Origin of the sequence: Synechococcus sp. ATX 2A4, assembly GCF_024346375.1 — a bacterium.
Classification (GTDB): Bacteria; Cyanobacteriota; Cyanobacteriia; order PCC-6307; family Cyanobiaceae; genus MW101C3.
The window spans coordinates 26166-41533 of record NZ_JAGQCV010000008.1 but is presented as its reverse complement, the minus strand read 5'-3'; the positions used below and the strand labels follow the sequence as shown (position 1 = coordinate 41533).

The following is a 15368-nucleotide window of genomic DNA, read 5'->3' as shown; positions in this document are numbered from 1 at the left end:
CATTCGATGAAATCAGTTGTCACCACCGTTGTGACCGCCGCTGACGCCGCCGGTCGCTTTCCCAGCCAGAACGACCTCGAAGCCGTTCAGGGCAACATTCAGCGCGCTGCGGCCCGCTTGGAAGCCGCTGAGAAGCTGGCGAATGGTTGGGAAAAAGTTACCCGTGAAGCCGGCGATGCCTGCTTCAAGAAGTACCCCTACCTCAAGCAGCAAGGCGAAGCTGGCAGCACCCAGACCAAGGTCGACAAGTGCTACCGCGATCTGGGCCACTACCTGCGCCTGGTCAACTACTGCCTCGTGGTGGGCGGCACCGGCCCCCTCGACGAGTGGGGCATCGCAGGAGCTCGTGAGGTGTACCGCACCCTCAACCTGCCCACCTCGGCCTACGTGGAGGCACTCACCTACACCCGTGACCGCGCCTGCTCCCCTCGCGACATGAGCCCCCAGGCTCTCAACGAGTTCAAGAGCTACCTGGATTACGCCATCAACTCCCTCTCCTGAGGGCGGTCTGATCGGCTGATCCTCCAGTGGGGAGGCCTTTGGGCCTCCCTTTTTTCGTTCTATGGCCCCTTCGTCCTCACAAGGCCTCCTCTCGATGACTCCTGCCACCAGCGCCAGCGCTCTTGATCAGCTGTTCGTCGATCTCGCGCATCCCAATCCCTACGTGCAGACCGAGGCCTTCCTGGCCATGGTCCGCCACCACTCCGAGGCTTCCCTGCCGCGTCTTATCCTCCTGCTCGATCATGAGGACGTTGTTCGACGGCGGGCTGCGGTGCGAGCCCTGGGTGCTTTCGGGGAGCCGGCGATGCTGCCCCTGGCACAGAAATTTCAGTCAAGCCGCGATGGCACCGTTCGCGCCAGTTGCGTGAAGGCCTATGCCCAGATCGCCTCGAATCTCCCCGGCCTTCAATTCCCCAGCGAAGCGATGGCTGTCCTCAAGACCGCTCTGGATGACGAGTCCCCCGTGGTGGCCATTGCGGCAGTGATGGCCCTCGGCCAGGTGGGGGAACAGGCCCTTCCGCTGTTGATCCAAGTCTGCCGTGGAAGCAACGAGGCTCAGGCTGTGGCAGCGGTTAATGCCCTCGTCAACATCGATCATCCTGATGTCTCCATCTGCCTGGCCCAGTTGGCAGCCTGCGAAGACACCGACGCCTATGTACTGGAGTCTGTGACCTCCGCCCTGGTAAGGGTGGATGATCTGCGTGGGCGTCAGCCTTCCCTGCTGTCCTCTTGATGCTGCCTCAGTTGCTGAATGGAGAGGATCAGGATGGGTTTCACCTCAGGGCTGGCTTCGCTGCCTGCAGCTGACTCCAGGTCTGGTAGGGCGTCGATCGCCCCTAGTTTCATCAGAGAGAGGGCCGTGTTCTTGCGCACCTGAGCCGAGTTGTCGCCGAGCAAGGGTTTCAGTAGAGGAGTTGCCCAGGTCGGCTCGTGGAGTTTGCCGAGCAGGATGACGGCTTCGGCTCGTACGAGTTCAGCGGAATCGCCAAGGGCCTCGATCACCAGCTCTCGAGCTTCCTGGTCATCGAGGGACTGAATTTGCTCACCGAGAGCAGCAATGGCTGCGATCCTCACCTCCGTGTGGGAGTACCGTGCGGCGCGTCGCAGGGCAGCGGGTGCCTGGGCGCCAACGAAGGCAAGCCCCCAACTGGCCAGGCCCAGATGCATGGAGCTACTCTCGCTGCTGGAGAGTACAGCAATCAACGCATCCACGGCACACTCTCCGGTGGCGGCCATTGCGCCGACGGCCGATCCCTGCACCACCGGATCCCCATCGTTCAGCAGGGCATCAACCAGAACAGGCAGAGCTCCAGGATCAGCGATCAGGGTGAGGGTTTTCGCGGCTGCACGGCGAACCGTCACATTCTCATGGGTGCGCAGTGCGTGGCAGAGAGCCGGTACGGCTGCTGTGCCGATCGCACCAAGGCTTTCGGCGAACGTGAGACGCATCAGGCCACGTGGATCTCCCAGCCCTGCCACCATTTTTTCGATCAGCATCTCGTCGCCTTGGGGGCGTTCACCTGAACGAAGTTGCTTCTTGAGATCTGCGGCCAGCAGGGAGGCCTCTGACTCGCTGAGGAAGACGGCTGGAGGTGTGGCTGGAACGCCGGTGGGCTCGCTGCTCAAGGCTTCTGGGAGGAGCATGGGTCATTGTCTCAGCATGGAAGCCATCGTGGTGACTGGTGATGTGGCAAGTAACATGTCAAGCTTCCAAGCGCTCCCATGACCACGTTTCTGCTGTCCCACAACCTGCAGGTTCAGAGTGGATCTGTGCCGCCATGGGATGCCCAACAACTGGCTGAGGGGCTGCCGCTTCACTGCTCCAGCATCACCAAGGCCGAGGCTCTGACCCATCCTCACTGGTTGATCAGGATCGAGAGCACAGCGGACTCGACGGCGCTGGCCAGGGAACTCTTGGAGGGCTGGGCCTTGCTGCGGCAGCACCACGGCCACGACACGAACCATACGATCCTGGCTCTGGGCGGCCGCAAGGACATACCATCTGCACCAGGATCTCCACTGGAGCTGGGTGCCTGGGGGGTTGACATCGTGGAGACGGTGGATGCCGATGCCTTTCTTGCGTCCATCAACTGGCTAGCCCTAAAGGCGGGCCGACCTGCCGATGGTGTCTTCGAGCTGGTGCTTGATGCTGCAGAGGGCTAGTGAGTGGCTAGGGGCTCGCTTGAAGAGCCCCCTCACCCCTTCTTGTTGCTGGCACGTTTACGTGATGGCCTGTCCTCCGGGGTGTTCTCTGCGGCTGTGGGAGCAGATTCCGAATGTTCGGCGATGGATGCGCCCACATGGGTGACGACGGCTCCTTGCTGGTGGAGGCCATTCATCATGCTGCTGAGGCTTTGCAGTGGAATCCTCAGGACTCTGCTGGAGAGGCGTTGGGGAGTCTGCGGATAGGCCACGGTGACGACGAGTGCGTCGGTGAGAGATGGACCCATAGCATGTTGTGCGAGAGGATCGCATCATGCCGAAAAGTCTCGTTGGTTCCTCCTTTCGCAATGATCGTATACAACACTCTTCGTTAGGGGACAAACCGGGGAAAGGTAACACGTAAATGGGACAATGGAGTATCGCTAGATCTGGGTGACAATGATGGGTGATTCCGGTCGCTTCAACAACCTCCATCCCGGTCTCAGTCACGATGAGGCATTGCGCATTCTTGCCTTGCCTGTGGAGCAGCTTGAGTCAAGCAGCGATCGCTACATGGCGGCAGCCCACATGATCAATTTTCCCGGTCAGCGTTCCGAGCAGGCACTGCTGAGCCTACTTGATGGCAACGACGACAGCCAACCCACTCGTCTGGCCAGGCGTAAGGCGGTGGAGGTGCTGGCGCGCCTTGGCTGTAAGGATGCCATCACCAGCATCGGCAGATGTCTCCTGAGTGAGGATCACTACCTAGTAGAAAATGCAGCGTGGGCCCTGCAACAACTGGGTTGCCAGGATCCACGCATCCTGAACCAGATGATCATGTTGTTGGCAGATACCGGGCAGAACCGGCGCATACTGGCTCAGAGTCTGGCCGGCTTAGGGGTGATTGAGGCCCTTCCGGCGATCGAACTCCTTCAGGATGATGAATTACCAGGAGTGCGTGGGGCTGCTCTGGCGGCAGTCGCCACCCTTTCGGGAAGCCATGAGAGAGTCAGTGAGCTGGCAGAGCACTTGTTTCTTGCCAACCAGATGGATCGACAGTCGGCGATCCAGGATGTGATCAATTCCAGGGCCGCAGAGCTGCTTCCCCAAGTTCTGCAGGCGCCGGTCTCCTCAGTCTTTCGGCTTCGAGCCCTGCGGCTGCTTTGGCCGGAAGCTGAGCCACTTCATCAGGGCCTGTCGCTTCTGGAAACGCTGGATAGGCTGCTCTTGGATCAGCCGGAAGGAGTCCAGGTTGTTCATCGCTATGACGAAGTACCACAGATTTCCTTTCTGATCAATGAGTTGTTTGGTACCGACTTCAGTCGTTGCTATCTTGCTCTTCAAGCCATGAGCACTCATCCTGGGGTGACACTCTGGCCTCTCCTAGAACAGCGTTGGCTGGAGGAAGCTCATAACGATTATGGAGCGCACTATTTCTTCCTGCGGCTGTTTGGGCGGATTGCAAGCTGGGGAGATGCGCAGGATTGCGTGGAGGACCTTTGTGAAACCGCCATTCAAAATCGCAGGCCACAATTTGTGAAGTCCCGTCCTGCCGCTATTCTCTCACTGTTGCGTTTAAATCCTGAACGTCTGTTATCATGTCTGTCGGATTTGATGGATGCGCAGGAGGAAGCCAGTTGGGAGTGTAGATATGCTGCCTTGATGGCTATGCAGGAATTAGTCATGCAGGGATCCATCAAAGGCATTTCCGGCTTAGCGGAAATGATCCTGCGTCGTGATCCTGATCTCTATGTAGAAAGCAAAAGAAAGCAAGTCCGTGCGCTACTGGCTGATCTCTGAATAGCGGGTTCGGTTGCTTCCATGGTTTGCCCAGTAGCTGACAGTTTCATTGCACATAGGCCGTGGTACTCTCGCAACGGCTCTGAGGATTTTGAAGCTCCGGCGTGGGCCCATAGGCCATTGGCCAACATCCTTGACAGACAGGAGCTGTCCACCAAGTGCTGTCAAGCACGATTCAAATCGATCAATCAAGCTCTGATCAACCGTTTCAAAAATGAAGTCTGTGCCATTGCAGATCAAGTGATGGGAGAGAATCCAGGTTTGAAGTTGCTTTTCTGGGCTGTGCTTGCTCATGCCGTTTCGGGTTGAGCAGCTTGATTGTCCCTCAGCCAGTCAGCGTCGAGATGATCAGCGTAACGTTCCAACCGTTTGAAGCGGAGTGGGCCGTGTTCGGAGCCCCAGCGATAGGTATGGGTGGCAGTGTCGAAGCCGCGATCTCTGCTGATCCAATGGTGATCATCAAACTCAACTTCACTCACGAGATAGGTCATTTGACCTCCTCGCGGAATAAGGCATTGGCAGCCCGGCTCGACTTCACCGCAGTAACGATCGTTAGTCGTGGCACGGAATTCCATCGCGCAGCCGGGTCGAGGCAGCAGATCCTCCCGTTCTAACCCATTCAAGAGATCGGGTTTTGAACCACCGCCAGCACAACGTAAGCCATTGCGGAGCCCAAAATTGAGCATGAGAATATGATCGGCGGATACCACCATGTGATGAACCCCTTGTCGATATGGCCGCCAAGGATCGTAATCGTAGCTTTGCTCGGAGTAGAACCAGGGTCCCTGAAAAAGATTCCAAGCAAGGGGCCTAAAAAAAATATTGATGTGGGAAAACTTTGTAGGCTCTCCTTGGGCCTGATCATGATTGCTAAATCGGCCAGAGAGAGTCTTTACGAAGTGGACAGCTTGTTTGGCATCCATCATTCTGTTGCTATCCGCCTTACCTCAGAAGCAAAGGATGTTTGCAACACTCCAGACCCGGCTGATGTACGCAGAACTGAGGAGCGACAGCGGACGTGTTCGGATATAAACCAGATTCGTTCTTCGGCAATGGATTGGCCATAAGTAGTGTGGAGGACGAAGGTATCATCGTCAAGAAAGTGATAGGCTGAAGCCGCGCTCTCTGTTTCAGCATAGCCAACGCTACGGACTAACTTTCCAGCCCGATCATTTTCAGGGATGGGAATCAGAATGCAGGAGCCCTTGGATGTAGCGGAAGGGTCGTCTGGCTCCCAGTCCGATTCTGCCTCCCATGACATCTGGAATGGAGAGAAAATAGTGGCGGGGTCTATGGATTCTCGGGTAAGGATGTCGCTTACATCTGGATGGTCTGCCGATAACAGTACAATTTCGATATGACTGAGGACATCTTCAAACTGTCGAAAGGCAAGCGAATGGGCTGAACGCATCGACCGCCACTGGCCTTGAGATCGAGTTAAAAAACGCTCAATGGTCATGCACAAGGAGACCCGATCCATGACTTGCGGAAGGTTTTGGTCTGCCTGCCTGCACCATGCTCACCAAGCTATGAATCATCATGTCCATGGCAGAGCCTTGGTGAGAGGGTTGTCGCTCTACTGGGGCTGGCTGGCGATTCAACTGCTGTTCCATGCGAGAAGGTTGAGCGCACGAATGGGGGAAAGGTGGCGTGATTCAGAGTTGCATGCTCACATGGCACTTGGGCATAGAGCCATCGCCACCAACTATCTTAGCCCGAGGCAGGGGTGGTCAGTTAATCATTTGTAATAGATACAATGGAGCCTCCGCGTCGCTGCAGGCTTTGCAGCGTTGAAGTGAGACTGCTAAACGGAACAATGGAGACCTGCACAGCCCTGCGGTTGAGTCCGCTAGGAGAGGCGGTAGTCCAGTTGATCCGAAAGCGTCTGTCATTCCGGTTCGTGCTGCCGCCTCTGCCGCCGCGAACGGCAACGGAAGGGGCGTCACCTGTGGCAAGACTGAGCTGAAGCTTGGAAGAAGAGCTACCGTCAAAGGAAGCTTGTCCGCCCTTGAGTTTTAATGAACGCGTATAGGTGAGGTTGCTTTCCCCGGTTTGGGTATGAGTTGTGCGCCAGTAAGGCACCGTGTCGAAGCCGAAGGCTCCTATGTATTCTGGGGAGTAAACATAGCTGGCGATCTCGGCTTCATACCCCTCGTTAGCTAGGCGTTGAACATGCTCGCTCACTTCGGCCTGATCGCGGGGAGCCCTTCCGAGCAGATGCTTGAAATTGAGCTCCACAAAGCGGTATGGCCCATTCTTGTCGAGGAAGAGCCGGCGGTAGGTGTCTGAGCAGGCCAAGGCTGCAACCAGTCCCTGGACTGCGAGGTCCCCTTGGAGGAAGAGACTTTCAGCAGTTGATACCAGCTCCTCATCCATCAGATGGGCGTTGCCGAAGACCTGGCGGTAGGCGGAGCGCAGCACCATCTGTGCATGGGCATAATCTTGCACTGAAGTTGTTGCTTGTCTGGTGATCACTGTCATGGCGAAGAGAAAACAGTTGAAGTCGGGGGAGAGAAAGGAATGGACAGGTTGCTCAGCGAGCCAGCCGGGCAGATGGCCCCTGCTTGGATCAGGCCACTTCCGTGATCGAGACAATTCGGCCCCCACGGCGATGGATATAACCCAGTTGGGTCGTCATGTCCTTGCCGGATACCAGATAGCTGGCATTCGGGGTGCGCTGGCGCCCTCCAGCGGGTTGCGCTTGTACAACGATCCGATACCTTTTTGTGGTGGGATCGACAGAGCCGCTGAAGACACTCGAGCGATTGATCCGCACGGTTGTGTTGCTCCATCCGGCAGGGAGCGCTTTGGCCGCCAGCGAATTCACCAGACTTGAGGAATTCTGAATGGTGTCACTGCTTGAATATCCCGCCACAAGAGACAGGTGGCGATTGAAGCCGATCTGGTCGCGGCCATTCTCCGTCTGGATACGGGGGAAGGGAACTGTATCTTCACCGAAGTACGTCTGATATTCGGTGCTATCGAGGTAGCTGCTGATGTCTGCCTCATAGCCGTTTTCAGCCAGCAGACGGATGTGTTCACTCACTTCCGCCTGGGAGTTGGGTGCGCGGCCGAGCAGGTGCTTGAAGTTGAGCTCTACGAAACGATAGGGAGCGTTGGTTTCAAAAAAGCGGCGACGGTATTCATGGGAGCAGGCAATGGAACGCACGAACTCACGGGTGCTCAGATAACCCTCGATGAACTTGCTTTCTGAGGTGAGCACGCGCTCGCTTTCCATCAGATGAGGGTTACCCATCACCTGCCGGTAGGTGGCACGGATCAGTGCCTGGATCTGGTCGGCAGTGTCTCCCTGGCAACGCTGGAAGACCTCCTGACTGCGCTGGCCAAGACCGAAGCCCACATACAGATCACCTCTCAGGCTTGTGCTATCACCGCCATCGCTGCTGCTGCGGCGCACAGGAGCAAAGGCTCCTCGAATGCTCATACCCGAGCCAGAAAGGCTTCTTCCGGACTGGGTAAGGTAAGCATGTGCCGGCAGACGAATGGTTATTGGCTGTCCCATGGCGAGGCTGGTCAGCAACTGGCTACGTGACCCCATTGCGATGTCGCTGCCAGCGAAGTTCTGCTCCAGCGCGGCGATGCGATTGAAGGACGACTGTGCTGCCCCTTCTGGGCTGTTCCAGGAACGGATATGGGGTGCGGTGTGTTCTCCAAAGGCTGAGGCGTACTCGTCGGAATCGATCAGGGCGTCGACATCCGCTTCGAACCCTTCGTTGGCCATTTTAGCTACGTGCGTGCTCACCTCAGCCTCGTCGATGGGAGGTCGCCCCAGCAGGTGCTTGATGGCCAGTTCAACCGAACGGTGAGGCGCAACGGCTTCGTAAAAGCGTGCGCGATAGAAGGGTGACTTGGCCAGGCAGCGGACAAAATCGCGTACCGAGATGGTGCCGTTGCGAAGTTGTGATTCGGCAGAGTCAAGACGCTCGCTTTCCATGGGCATCGTGTTGCCGAACACATGCCGGTAAGAGGCGCTGATAACGAGGTTGAGGCTCGTTTCATCGGCGCCGGGCTTGTAAGAAGCAGGTGCATCGAGGAGAGTGGTGGCACCAAAGCTCAGGGCTGCGGACTGGGAAGACATGGTTTTGCAGGTGGCGAGGGAATCGGCAAGGGGAAAATAAAAATTTCGTTTTTCAGTTTGGAGTGATACTGGCAATCACCCCACCTTCACGGTGAATTTCCTTGTAGGTTTGAGACAGCTTGTTGAAGGGGACGAAATAAGTCCGATTGGACTTTTTGTAGCGTGAAATCGGCCGGATCGAGTTGGCCCTGTAGGCCGTTACTTCAACCCGATAGATGCGCCCCTCCTGGCCGGCGCCGACGCCCAGTCGCGTTGCGGCGTCTTGGAAATTGGCAGAAGGCCTGAAGCTCCATCCTTGTGTATCCGTGGAGGAGGGAGGAACAACCGGGAGTGGGCGATTCACATAGACATTTCCACCTAGTCGTGCTGCCTTGCCGGAGAGATTGCCTTTGAAGCTACTGCTGCTGGCACCACGGAGCAGTTGGAAGCTCCAAGTGAATTCCTGCATGGTTTTGCAGCTTTCGGTCTTCCAGCCACGGTGGAAGGGGACTGTCCACTCACCGAAAGTGTCCTGATATTCCGTTGAATCTATGAAACTGTCGATATCCGCTTCATATCCTTTGCTATCGAGAAGTTCGGCATGGACGCGCATCTCGGCAAAGTCGGCTGGGGCCCGGCCCAGGAGGTGGCGGAAGCCCAGCTCGATGTAGCGGTAGCGAGGGCAGGAATCAAAAAAACGAGTGCGATACAGCTCACTTTTGGCAACGCTGCGTACGAACTCGCGCAGGCTTAGCTCGCCCAGCTTGAACTGGGATTCGGGGACCAGCTGGCGCTCGCTTTCCATCACATAGGAGTTGCCGAGCACCTGCCGATACACTGCACGGATGAGCTGCTCTTTCTTGGCATCTGTATCGTTTTGTAACAGTTCAAGCGGATCCTGGCTGTCAAACCGTTCGACGCCTAGGAGCGAGGCGGGACCAAAAGCCATTATGAACGCAGGTCTTGAGTGACTCCGCTATAATCAAATGCCACTGCCTCTTCTCCCTGAGTTCTTAACAAAGCTCAACTGGAGGATGGAAACTGAGGGCGGTGACACCCTATCTCAAAGCAGATTGATGGCGTGGAGAGGTCCGTTGCCGCTCAATAGTTCCATCAGGATTACCAAGAATCCCAACATAGCAAGCCGCCCGTTCCACACTTCCGAGCTGTTGTTCCAGCCCCAGGCCCACCTGTCCTGTGGATACAGCTTCACCTTGATCTGAAGTGTGGCTGCCTGGTCAAGGTTTACCTCCGGCCCGGCCAGGGCATGTTGCACCAGATCTGCCAACCCGTGGATGAAGGAGGGGGTGGTGTCGAGGGCCGGTACACGGCGGAAGTTGAGGATGCCCACCTGTGTGGCGATCTCCCGGTATTCGATGTCGATTTCCTCGAGGGTCTCGATGTGCTCGCTCACGAAGCTGATGGGCACCACCACCAGATCCTTCACGCCTGCTTCACCAAGCTCATGCAGGGCTTCATCGGTGTACGGCTTCAGCCACTCCACTGGGCCCACTCGGCTTTGGTAGGCCAGGGTGTAAGGGTTGGAGTGGCCCAGGTCGCCGGCCAGTCTCTCCATGATCAGGCGGGCGCAGGTCTCGATCTCGTTCTGATAGGGATCGCCCGCCACTTCCACGTAGCTCTTGGGCACGCCATGGGCGCTGAAGAACACATGGGCGCTGCCGGGTTCGGGACAGGCCTGAATCTCCCGAGAGATCAGTTCGGCCATGGCCCCTAAGTAGCCGGGGTCGTCGTAGTAACCGCGGATGCAGTGGATCGGAAGCTTTGCGAAGTCTGGATCGGCCCGGCGCAGGCGCTGCAGTTCCCGAAAGCTGGATCCGCTGGTACTGATCGAGAAGTGGGGGTAGAGAGGCAACACCACCACCTGATCCATCCCGTCCGCTTTGATGTCGGCCACGGCCGACTCGGTGAAGGGATGCCAATAGCGCATGGCTACGTAGCTTGTGGCCTCGATGCCTCGCGCCCGCAGCTCGCTCTGCAGTTCGCGGGCCTGCTGCTCGGTGATGCGGCGTAGAGGGGAACCGCCGCCAATGGAGCGGTAAGCTTGCTTGGACTTGTTGCTGCGCAGGCTGCTGATCAGCCAAGCCAGGGGCTTCTGCAGCAACGGGGTTGGCAGCCGGATGATTTCCGGATCGGAGAACAGGTTATAGAGGAACGGGGCGACATCCTCGATCCGCTCAGGGCCTCCGAGGTTCAGGAGAACCACGCCGACCTTGGCATGGTCTGTGGGAGGTTGATGGTCCATACATGCAGGCGGCAATGTTTAGGTCATCAGGCTGTCGCGGGTCGTACGGCGAGTGAGCGGGTTCCAACAGTCCAGCTCCTGGAACGGCCGTCCGATCAGGGTCTCTCGAATCGAGTCCAGCCCTGATGAGCTCGTGAAGTCGGAACCACGGATCGACTCGGCTGCGGAAAGGTCAGCATCGGTCAGGCTCGCCCAACGAAAATCGGCATAATCCAGCTGACAACCTGAGAAACGCACCCCTTCGCAAAGAGCACCGCGCAGAACGGCATGACGCAGATCCGCTCCTGCCAGGCGCACTCCTCTGAGGCAAGCACCGCTGAGATCTGCACCGCTGAGGTATGCACCCATCAATAGGGAGCCGCTCAGGTCCATGCCGGAAAGATCGGCGCTATTGAGAAAGTGGCCGCTTAACTTGGCCTTGGGACCTACTGCACCGGAACCTCGAAACTCGTAGTTGTCTGGCCAGATGGTCATGCCGTCATATCGAGCCAGTCGCAGATCGGCTCCATCGAGTGTGCATCCACTCAGATTCGTTCCCCTTAAATCGACACGACAAAGGCGTGCTTCTGTGAGATCAGTAGCACCGAGATCCAGCCCACGCCAATCAGCTCCTCTAGCGTCGAAAGCACGACCGATGGCCTGGTTGGAAGGGAGTTTGGATTCCGGAGGAAGCCAACCAGGCACTATGGAGGATTGCGATGCGCTATGCACGAGGCCCACGAATACTTAGAAACAATCTGCAAAGATGGAACTCTCCCAGTTCAGGTTACTGCTGGGGAGCCCTGTGGATCCCCTGGGAAGAGTGCACTCCACGATGGAGAAATAAAACATCACAGAACAGGGGCTCCTACCTCTCCAGCTTGGCAGGAGAACTCCCTGATCATCTCCTCCAGATGGCGAATGACCATTTCCAGGCGCCAGGTATCCTTGCTTCCGCCGAGCGATCCGTAGTGCATAGCTGCGACTTCACGCAGGTAGCATAAAGCCTTGGCCATGCTGTCGATAGGAACGGCCAGTTCTCGATAAAGTTCACGCAAGCCGCTGACTCCTGGTGGGTGCGTGAACGATTGCCGATCAGCGGCCACGGCATAGATGGCGATGCGGAGAAAATGCCAGCAGTCGCGCCAGCATGCCTCGGAGCGACTTTCCGGGAAAAGTGATCCACCGGGCTTGATCAGGCCAGGATCCTCTGCCACCAATCTTCTCTTGACGTCTGCTACTACTTGTGAGGCGTTCTCTTGAAGCAGGCGTAGGGGTTCGGAATCAATGGAGGAGAACTGGCAAATCTCATCGAATTCCTTTGTGATCAAAGGCCTGCTCTCATCATCAGCACGCCGGAAAATTGCACGAACATTCGCCGGGAGGGTCTTGTCATGAGCAAGACCAAGGATGCGAGCCCCTGCAATCATCTCAGGCAAGTTTTTCGCCATCACTTCTGCAGCATCGATGATTTTGCCTTCATGAGGAGATCGAGGCGAACCTGGCCATTGCCTCACGTCCCAACCCTGCAGAGACCACGGGAGTTGCAACTAGATGTCCATGTCGTTCATTATACAAGGCCCAGATGGCTCCATTCGCTATACCAGGACAATGGCGGACGATCGCATCTGCTAACCCAGGTTTCAGTCCGAGAGCATGAAATAGCTGCCGACACTCATCCTCACTGTTGACATGAACATGGCGGATCGCTGAGCCTACAACCCAGGTCAATGAAGTGTCCTCAATTGGGCCACTTGAACTGGAACAGGCAAGCAGAAGATTGTTGTCGGGGTTGTCTGCCTGAGAGTAAGTAGCTCCCCACAGGTCGATGGTTTCGGGGAGAAGATTTAAGCGTAGATCAGTTTGACCTTCGTCGACGACGATGTCATGCTGGCCATAAGATGACTTCAGCAGGGTGAGAAGCCTGTGACAGGAATCATTCATGACAGGCTCTCTCTGCGGTGTGCTCTCCAATCTGGTATTTGCCAGGAACTCGCTCGGTTTCCAACCTCTCGAACACTAGCCCGGCCCACCGGTGCTGAGCATTGAAACGGCGATCCAAAGCATCAATCCAGTGATCACGAAGCCCCCTGCCGCGACGGTGTTCAGCCAGAGCTTGCGAGCCCATGGAGCGGGGGCATTGGCCAGCCAGGCAGGCCGTTGACCCATGGTGCTGTTCTGCCACATCAGCGATTGTGCGGGAGCCCGCTTGGCGTTGCTGTCCCGCCAGTAGGCTTGATAGCGAGGCGCTTGCTGGTTGAAGGGCATCGTGCCCACCGCCTGTCCAGGCAGAACACGGGATCGCTGGAAGGGCACCGTGTCATAGCCGAAGGTCTGCATGTACTCTTCGGAATCCAGGAGTGCATCCACCAGGGAAGGAAGACCACGCTGGGCGATCAGAATCGAATAGGCGATGCGTTCCTGGTCACCGTAGACGGGCCTCCCAAGCACTCGGCCGATGGTCTGTTCGACCATCCGATAGTTGCTGTTGCAGCGGTAGAAGTCGTCGCGGAATTTCTGCGACAACAGCAGGCCACGCACGAAGTCCCGCATGGTGATCTGCCCGGAGCGCAACTGGGATTCCAGCATGGGATCGCGGTCCACCTTGAAGGCGTGGAAGAAGATCTGTCGATAGGCCTGCTCGATCTGGATATCCAGGTCACGACGATCGCAGGTCCCGGCGATGCTGCGCGCGGCCGACTGGGACTGCCGGCTGCATTCCTCACCTGCCAGGGCGAAGCTGGTGACCCGCGCATTCATGGCAAGCGGTCTAACAGGAAGCAAAGGCAGTACCATGGTTACTTGATAGCTTGAATGAAATCTTCCCCTAGAAGATGTAGCCTATGGGGGCGGGAGGAAGGAATCCACATCAATCGTTACTTCCCCTGCTCGCGGATTGAGGTTCCTTGAACAGAGGGTAAATGCTGTGGCTGTGAAGTGATCCCATTTGGCTTGCGCAGACATGAAGAAGGCCCCCCGAAGGAGGCCAGCATCATTGAAAATTGGCGATCTCAGGTCGCCTTGCCTGCTTCAGACAAGCGCGTTGATGGCATAGTCGATGTAGTTGTTCGCCTCGGTTCCAGGCTCTCCACTCATGCCGTGGTTGGCCTTGATGTATTTCAGGGCCTCCACGTACCAGGAGGGAGAAAGTTCAAAGGTACGGTTGATCTCATCGATGCCAGCGATCAGGTATTCGTCCATCGGACCGGTGCCACCAGCCACAAGACAGTAGGTGACCATGCGCAGGTAGTAACCGATATCACGGGCGCACTTGTCCTTCCCGCGTTGGTCGGCAGCGTACGTGGGCCCCTGCATCTGGGTGGTGTAGGGGAACTTGCTGTAGACGGCTTGCGCGGCGCCATTCACAAGGGTGTCTGCTTTGGCTGTCAATCCTTTAGCAGCCTCAAGAGCCGACTTGGCTCGAGTGAAGCGTCCGAAGGCGGCATTGATTTCGGTGTTGCTGAGAAAGCGGCCTTGGGAGTCGGCAGCTGCGACAGCCTCGGTGAGCGGAGTCTTCGACATGGGTGAAGGGGGGAGCGTAAGGATTGTCCTGAAAGGGAATGCTGATCAGGCCACGGCGGCGGCGGCGCGATCAAAGTAGGTGCCGATTTCGGAGATCAAATTGCTGCAATCGCCCGATGTGATGCCGCCGCGATCGTTGACGATGGCAATGGAGGCATCCTTCATTTTGCGTACACCTTCGGCGACAGAAGCGCCAGGAGTGCCAAGGGCAAGATAGGTTTCCCGCAGGCCGTTGAGGCAACGATCTTCGAGAATGGATGTGTCTCCGGTGAAAATGGAATACGTGATGTAGCGGAGGATGATCTCCATGTCACGTAGGCATGCGGCCATCCTGCGGCTTGTGTAAGCGTTGCCGCCGGGTGCGATCAGCGCCGGTTGCTGAGCGAACAGATCGCGGGCTGCATTGGCAACGATCGTGGAAGCGTTGGAGGTGATCCGGTTGACGGCATCCATTCTCTTGTTGCTATCAGCAACAATCGACCCCAGGGCGTCGATCTGTCCAGAACTGAGGAATTCGCCACGGGCATCAGCCTGGGCAATGACCTTGGTGAAAGCGTCGAACATTGAATAAAAAGCTCCTGTTCTCGACGGATGGGGGTCGTGAGTTGTGTGAGAGTGCGCAACTTGCGCCCTCGAGAGTCAAGTGCGTAGTTTCTGGCTATGGGCCGACTGAGCCTGCCCATAGCCAGAAGGGCCTCCGCTGACATGAGTATTGTCAGCCCCCTTGCCGTTCCCATGGGCGATGATTCACAAACGGTCATCTGTGGGAGAGTGCCCAGCTGTGTAGACCCACCAAGGCATTCAGCGATCAGCGTCCGCCGTAGGCACTCAGTGAGGTCTGAGGCCAGCGAGATCCAAGTGGGACCTGTGGCCTTCTCAGTTTCCCAGATACCCAGGCAGCCAGCGGTTCCGTTCCTCTGAGGTCTGGTACATGATGACTTTGGCCCATTCCGTCAGGAGGGTTCTGACGAAACGATCGGCCTTGCCGTTGGTTTGCGGCGTGTAAGGGTGGGTAATGGGATGACTGAGATCCAATGCCAGCCAGCCTTTTCGCCTCGACGGCTCCGATGGCCGACACGCTCG

Annotated in this window: 17 protein-coding genes and 1 pseudogene; 4 read left to right on the top strand and 14 right to left on the bottom strand. The window is 57.2% G+C overall.

The window, feature by feature from the left end:
• The first annotated feature begins 6 nt into the window (after positions 1 to 6).
• Together cpeA and KBY97_RS09040 are read left to right on the top strand one after the other, a co-directional pair.
• A complete protein-coding gene (gene cpeA / locus KBY97_RS09045; protein ID WP_255146515.1) occupies positions 7 to 501 on the top strand; it encodes a class 1 C-phycoerythrin subunit alpha in 495 nt (164 codons plus the stop codon).
• A gap of 61 nt (positions 502 to 562) precedes the next feature.
• The gene (locus tag KBY97_RS09040; protein ID WP_315857154.1) at positions 563 to 1234 is read left to right on the top strand and encodes a HEAT repeat domain-containing protein; all 672 of its coding nucleotides are present in this window, start codon (positions 563 to 565) and stop codon (positions 1232 to 1234) included.
• Here KBY97_RS09040 and KBY97_RS09035 read toward each other — a convergent pair.
• On the bottom strand, positions 1210 to 1998 hold the full coding sequence (locus KBY97_RS09035; RefSeq protein WP_315857153.1) for a HEAT repeat domain-containing protein: 789 nt from the start codon (positions 1996 to 1998) through the stop codon (positions 1210 to 1212). The two genes, KBY97_RS09040 and KBY97_RS09035, sit on opposite strands and share 25 nt — an antisense overlap.
• Before the next feature lie 225 nt (positions 1999 to 2223).
• Here KBY97_RS09035 and KBY97_RS09030 point away from each other — a divergent pair, with 225 nt between their 5' ends.
• Positions 2224 to 2664, top strand: coding sequence for a DUF2656 family protein (locus tag KBY97_RS09030; RefSeq protein ID WP_094555055.1), 441 nt, complete (start codon positions 2224 to 2226; stop codon positions 2662 to 2664).
• 32 nt (positions 2665 to 2696) lie between these two features.
• Here KBY97_RS09030 and KBY97_RS09025 read toward each other — a convergent pair whose 3' ends face one another.
• Entirely contained in the window at positions 2697 to 2951 is a 255-nt protein-coding gene (locus tag KBY97_RS09025) for a hypothetical protein (protein ID WP_255146511.1), read from the bottom strand.
• Between the two features lie 154 nt (positions 2952 to 3105).
• Here KBY97_RS09025 and KBY97_RS09020 point away from each other — a divergent pair, with 154 nt between their 5' ends.
• Positions 3106 to 4443, top strand: coding sequence for a HEAT repeat domain-containing protein (locus KBY97_RS09020; RefSeq protein WP_255146508.1), 1338 nt, complete (start codon positions 3106 to 3108; stop codon positions 4441 to 4443).
• Positions 4444 to 4733: 290 nt separating this feature from the next.
• Here the strand turns inward: KBY97_RS09020 and KBY97_RS09010 are convergent, their stop codons facing one another.
• The 12 genes and pseudogenes from KBY97_RS09010 to KBY97_RS08960 all read right to left on the bottom strand — a co-directional run bounded on the left by KBY97_RS09010 (position 4734) and on the right by KBY97_RS08960 (position 14849).
• The gene (locus KBY97_RS09010) at positions 4734 to 5366 is read right to left on the bottom strand and encodes a chromophore lyase CpcT/CpeT (protein WP_255146628.1); all 633 of its coding nucleotides are present in this window, start codon (positions 5364 to 5366) and stop codon (positions 4734 to 4736) included.
• Positions 5366 to 5902, bottom strand: coding sequence for a phycobiliprotein lyase (locus KBY97_RS09005; protein ID WP_255146507.1), 537 nt, complete (start codon positions 5900 to 5902; stop codon positions 5366 to 5368). The genes KBY97_RS09010 and KBY97_RS09005 overlap by 1 nt, the downstream gene beginning before the upstream one ends.
• Before the next feature lie 275 nt (positions 5903 to 6177).
• Positions 6178 to 6924, bottom strand: a complete 747-nt coding sequence (locus KBY97_RS09000) for a phycobilisome rod-core linker polypeptide (protein ID WP_255146506.1) — start codon at positions 6922 to 6924, stop codon at positions 6178 to 6180.
• Positions 6925 to 7012: 88 nt separating this feature from the next.
• On the bottom strand, positions 7013 to 8542 hold the full coding sequence (locus tag KBY97_RS08995) for a phycobilisome rod-core linker polypeptide (RefSeq protein WP_255146505.1): 1530 nt from the start codon (positions 8540 to 8542) through the stop codon (positions 7013 to 7015).
• A gap of 52 nt (positions 8543 to 8594) precedes the next feature.
• Positions 8595 to 9470 (bottom strand): phycobilisome linker polypeptide, encoded by an 876-nt coding sequence (locus KBY97_RS08990; protein WP_255146503.1) that lies wholly within the window; start codon positions 9468 to 9470, stop codon positions 8595 to 8597.
• Between the two features lie 114 nt (positions 9471 to 9584).
• A complete protein-coding gene (hemH, locus tag KBY97_RS08985; RefSeq protein WP_255146502.1) occupies positions 9585 to 10784 on the bottom strand; it encodes a ferrochelatase in 1200 nt (399 codons plus the stop codon).
• A gap of 18 nt (positions 10785 to 10802) precedes the next feature.
• Positions 10803 to 11258: a pentapeptide repeat-containing protein gene (locus tag KBY97_RS08980; protein ID WP_315857157.1), complete on the bottom strand. Its 456-nt coding sequence runs from the start codon at positions 11256 to 11258 to the stop codon at positions 10803 to 10805.
• Positions 11259 to 11288: 30 nt separating this feature from the next.
• Positions 11289 to 11468 (bottom strand): annotated as a pseudogene (locus tag KBY97_RS14755) (pentapeptide repeat-containing protein); the annotation flags it as partial.
• Positions 11469 to 11614: 146 nt separating this feature from the next.
• Positions 11615 to 12280, bottom strand: a complete 666-nt coding sequence (locus tag KBY97_RS08975; protein WP_255146501.1) for a phycobilisome polypeptide — start codon at positions 12278 to 12280, stop codon at positions 11615 to 11617.
• Between the two features lie 502 nt (positions 12281 to 12782).
• Positions 12783 to 13523 carry a phycobilisome rod-core linker polypeptide gene (locus tag KBY97_RS08970; protein WP_315857152.1) on the bottom strand — a complete coding sequence of 247 codons (741 nt, stop codon included), beginning with the start codon at positions 13521 to 13523 and terminating at the stop codon, positions 12783 to 12785.
• 270 nt (positions 13524 to 13793) lie between these two features.
• Positions 13794 to 14285: a phycocyanin subunit alpha gene (cpcA, locus tag KBY97_RS08965; RefSeq protein ID WP_094555045.1), complete on the bottom strand. Its 492-nt coding sequence runs from the start codon at positions 14283 to 14285 to the stop codon at positions 13794 to 13796.
• Between the two features lie 45 nt (positions 14286 to 14330).
• Complete coding sequence (locus KBY97_RS08960; protein ID WP_255146497.1) at positions 14331 to 14849, bottom strand: phycocyanin subunit beta; 519 nt, start codon at positions 14847 to 14849, stop codon at positions 14331 to 14333.
• Positions 14850 to 15368: the final 519 nt, after the last annotated feature.

Excerpts from the sequence above, each read along its gene's own strand:
- cpeA (WP_255146515.1), top strand. The coding sequence starts at position 7 with ATGAAATCAGTTGTCACCACCGTTGTGACCGCCGCTGACGCCGCCGGT.
- KBY97_RS09040 (WP_315857154.1), top strand. The coding sequence starts at position 563 with ATGGCCCCTTCGTCCTCACAAGGCCTCCTCTCGATGACTCCTGCCACC.
- KBY97_RS09035 (WP_315857153.1), bottom strand. The coding sequence starts at position 1,998 with ATGCTGATCGAAAAAATGGTGGCAGGGCTGGGAGATCCACGTGGCCTG.
- KBY97_RS09030 (WP_094555055.1), top strand. The coding sequence starts at position 2,224 with ATGACCACGTTTCTGCTGTCCCACAACCTGCAGGTTCAGAGTGGATCT.
- KBY97_RS09025 (WP_255146511.1), bottom strand. The coding sequence starts at position 2,951 with ATGGGTCCATCTCTCACCGACGCACTCGTCGTCACCGTGGCCTATCCG.
- KBY97_RS09020 (WP_255146508.1), top strand. The coding sequence starts at position 3,106 with ATGGGTGATTCCGGTCGCTTCAACAACCTCCATCCCGGTCTCAGTCAC.
- KBY97_RS09010 (WP_255146628.1), bottom strand. The coding sequence starts at position 5,366 with ATGGATGCCAAACAAGCTGTCCACTTCGTAAAGACTCTCTCTGGCCGA.
- KBY97_RS09005 (WP_255146507.1), bottom strand. The coding sequence starts at position 5,902 with ATGACCATTGAGCGTTTTTTAACTCGATCTCAAGGCCAGTGGCGGTCG.
- KBY97_RS09000 (WP_255146506.1), bottom strand. The coding sequence starts at position 6,924 with ATGACAGTGATCACCAGACAAGCAACAACTTCAGTGCAAGATTATGCC.
- KBY97_RS08995 (WP_255146505.1), bottom strand. The coding sequence starts at position 8,542 with ATGTCTTCCCAGTCCGCAGCCCTGAGCTTTGGTGCCACCACTCTCCTC.
- KBY97_RS08990 (WP_255146503.1), bottom strand. The coding sequence starts at position 9,470 with ATGGCTTTTGGTCCCGCCTCGCTCCTAGGCGTCGAACGGTTTGACAGC.
- hemH (WP_255146502.1), bottom strand. The coding sequence starts at position 10,784 with ATGGACCATCAACCTCCCACAGACCATGCCAAGGTCGGCGTGGTTCTC.
- KBY97_RS08980 (WP_315857157.1), bottom strand. The coding sequence starts at position 11,258 with ATGACCATCTGGCCAGACAACTACGAGTTTCGAGGTTCCGGTGCAGTA.
- KBY97_RS08970 (WP_315857152.1), bottom strand. The coding sequence starts at position 13,523 with ATGAATGCGCGGGTCACCAGCTTCGCCCTGGCAGGTGAGGAATGCAGC.
- cpcA (WP_094555045.1), bottom strand. The coding sequence starts at position 14,285 with ATGTCGAAGACTCCGCTCACCGAGGCTGTCGCAGCTGCCGACTCCCAA.
- KBY97_RS08960 (WP_255146497.1), bottom strand. The coding sequence starts at position 14,849 with ATGTTCGACGCTTTCACCAAGGTCATTGCCCAGGCTGATGCCCGTGGC.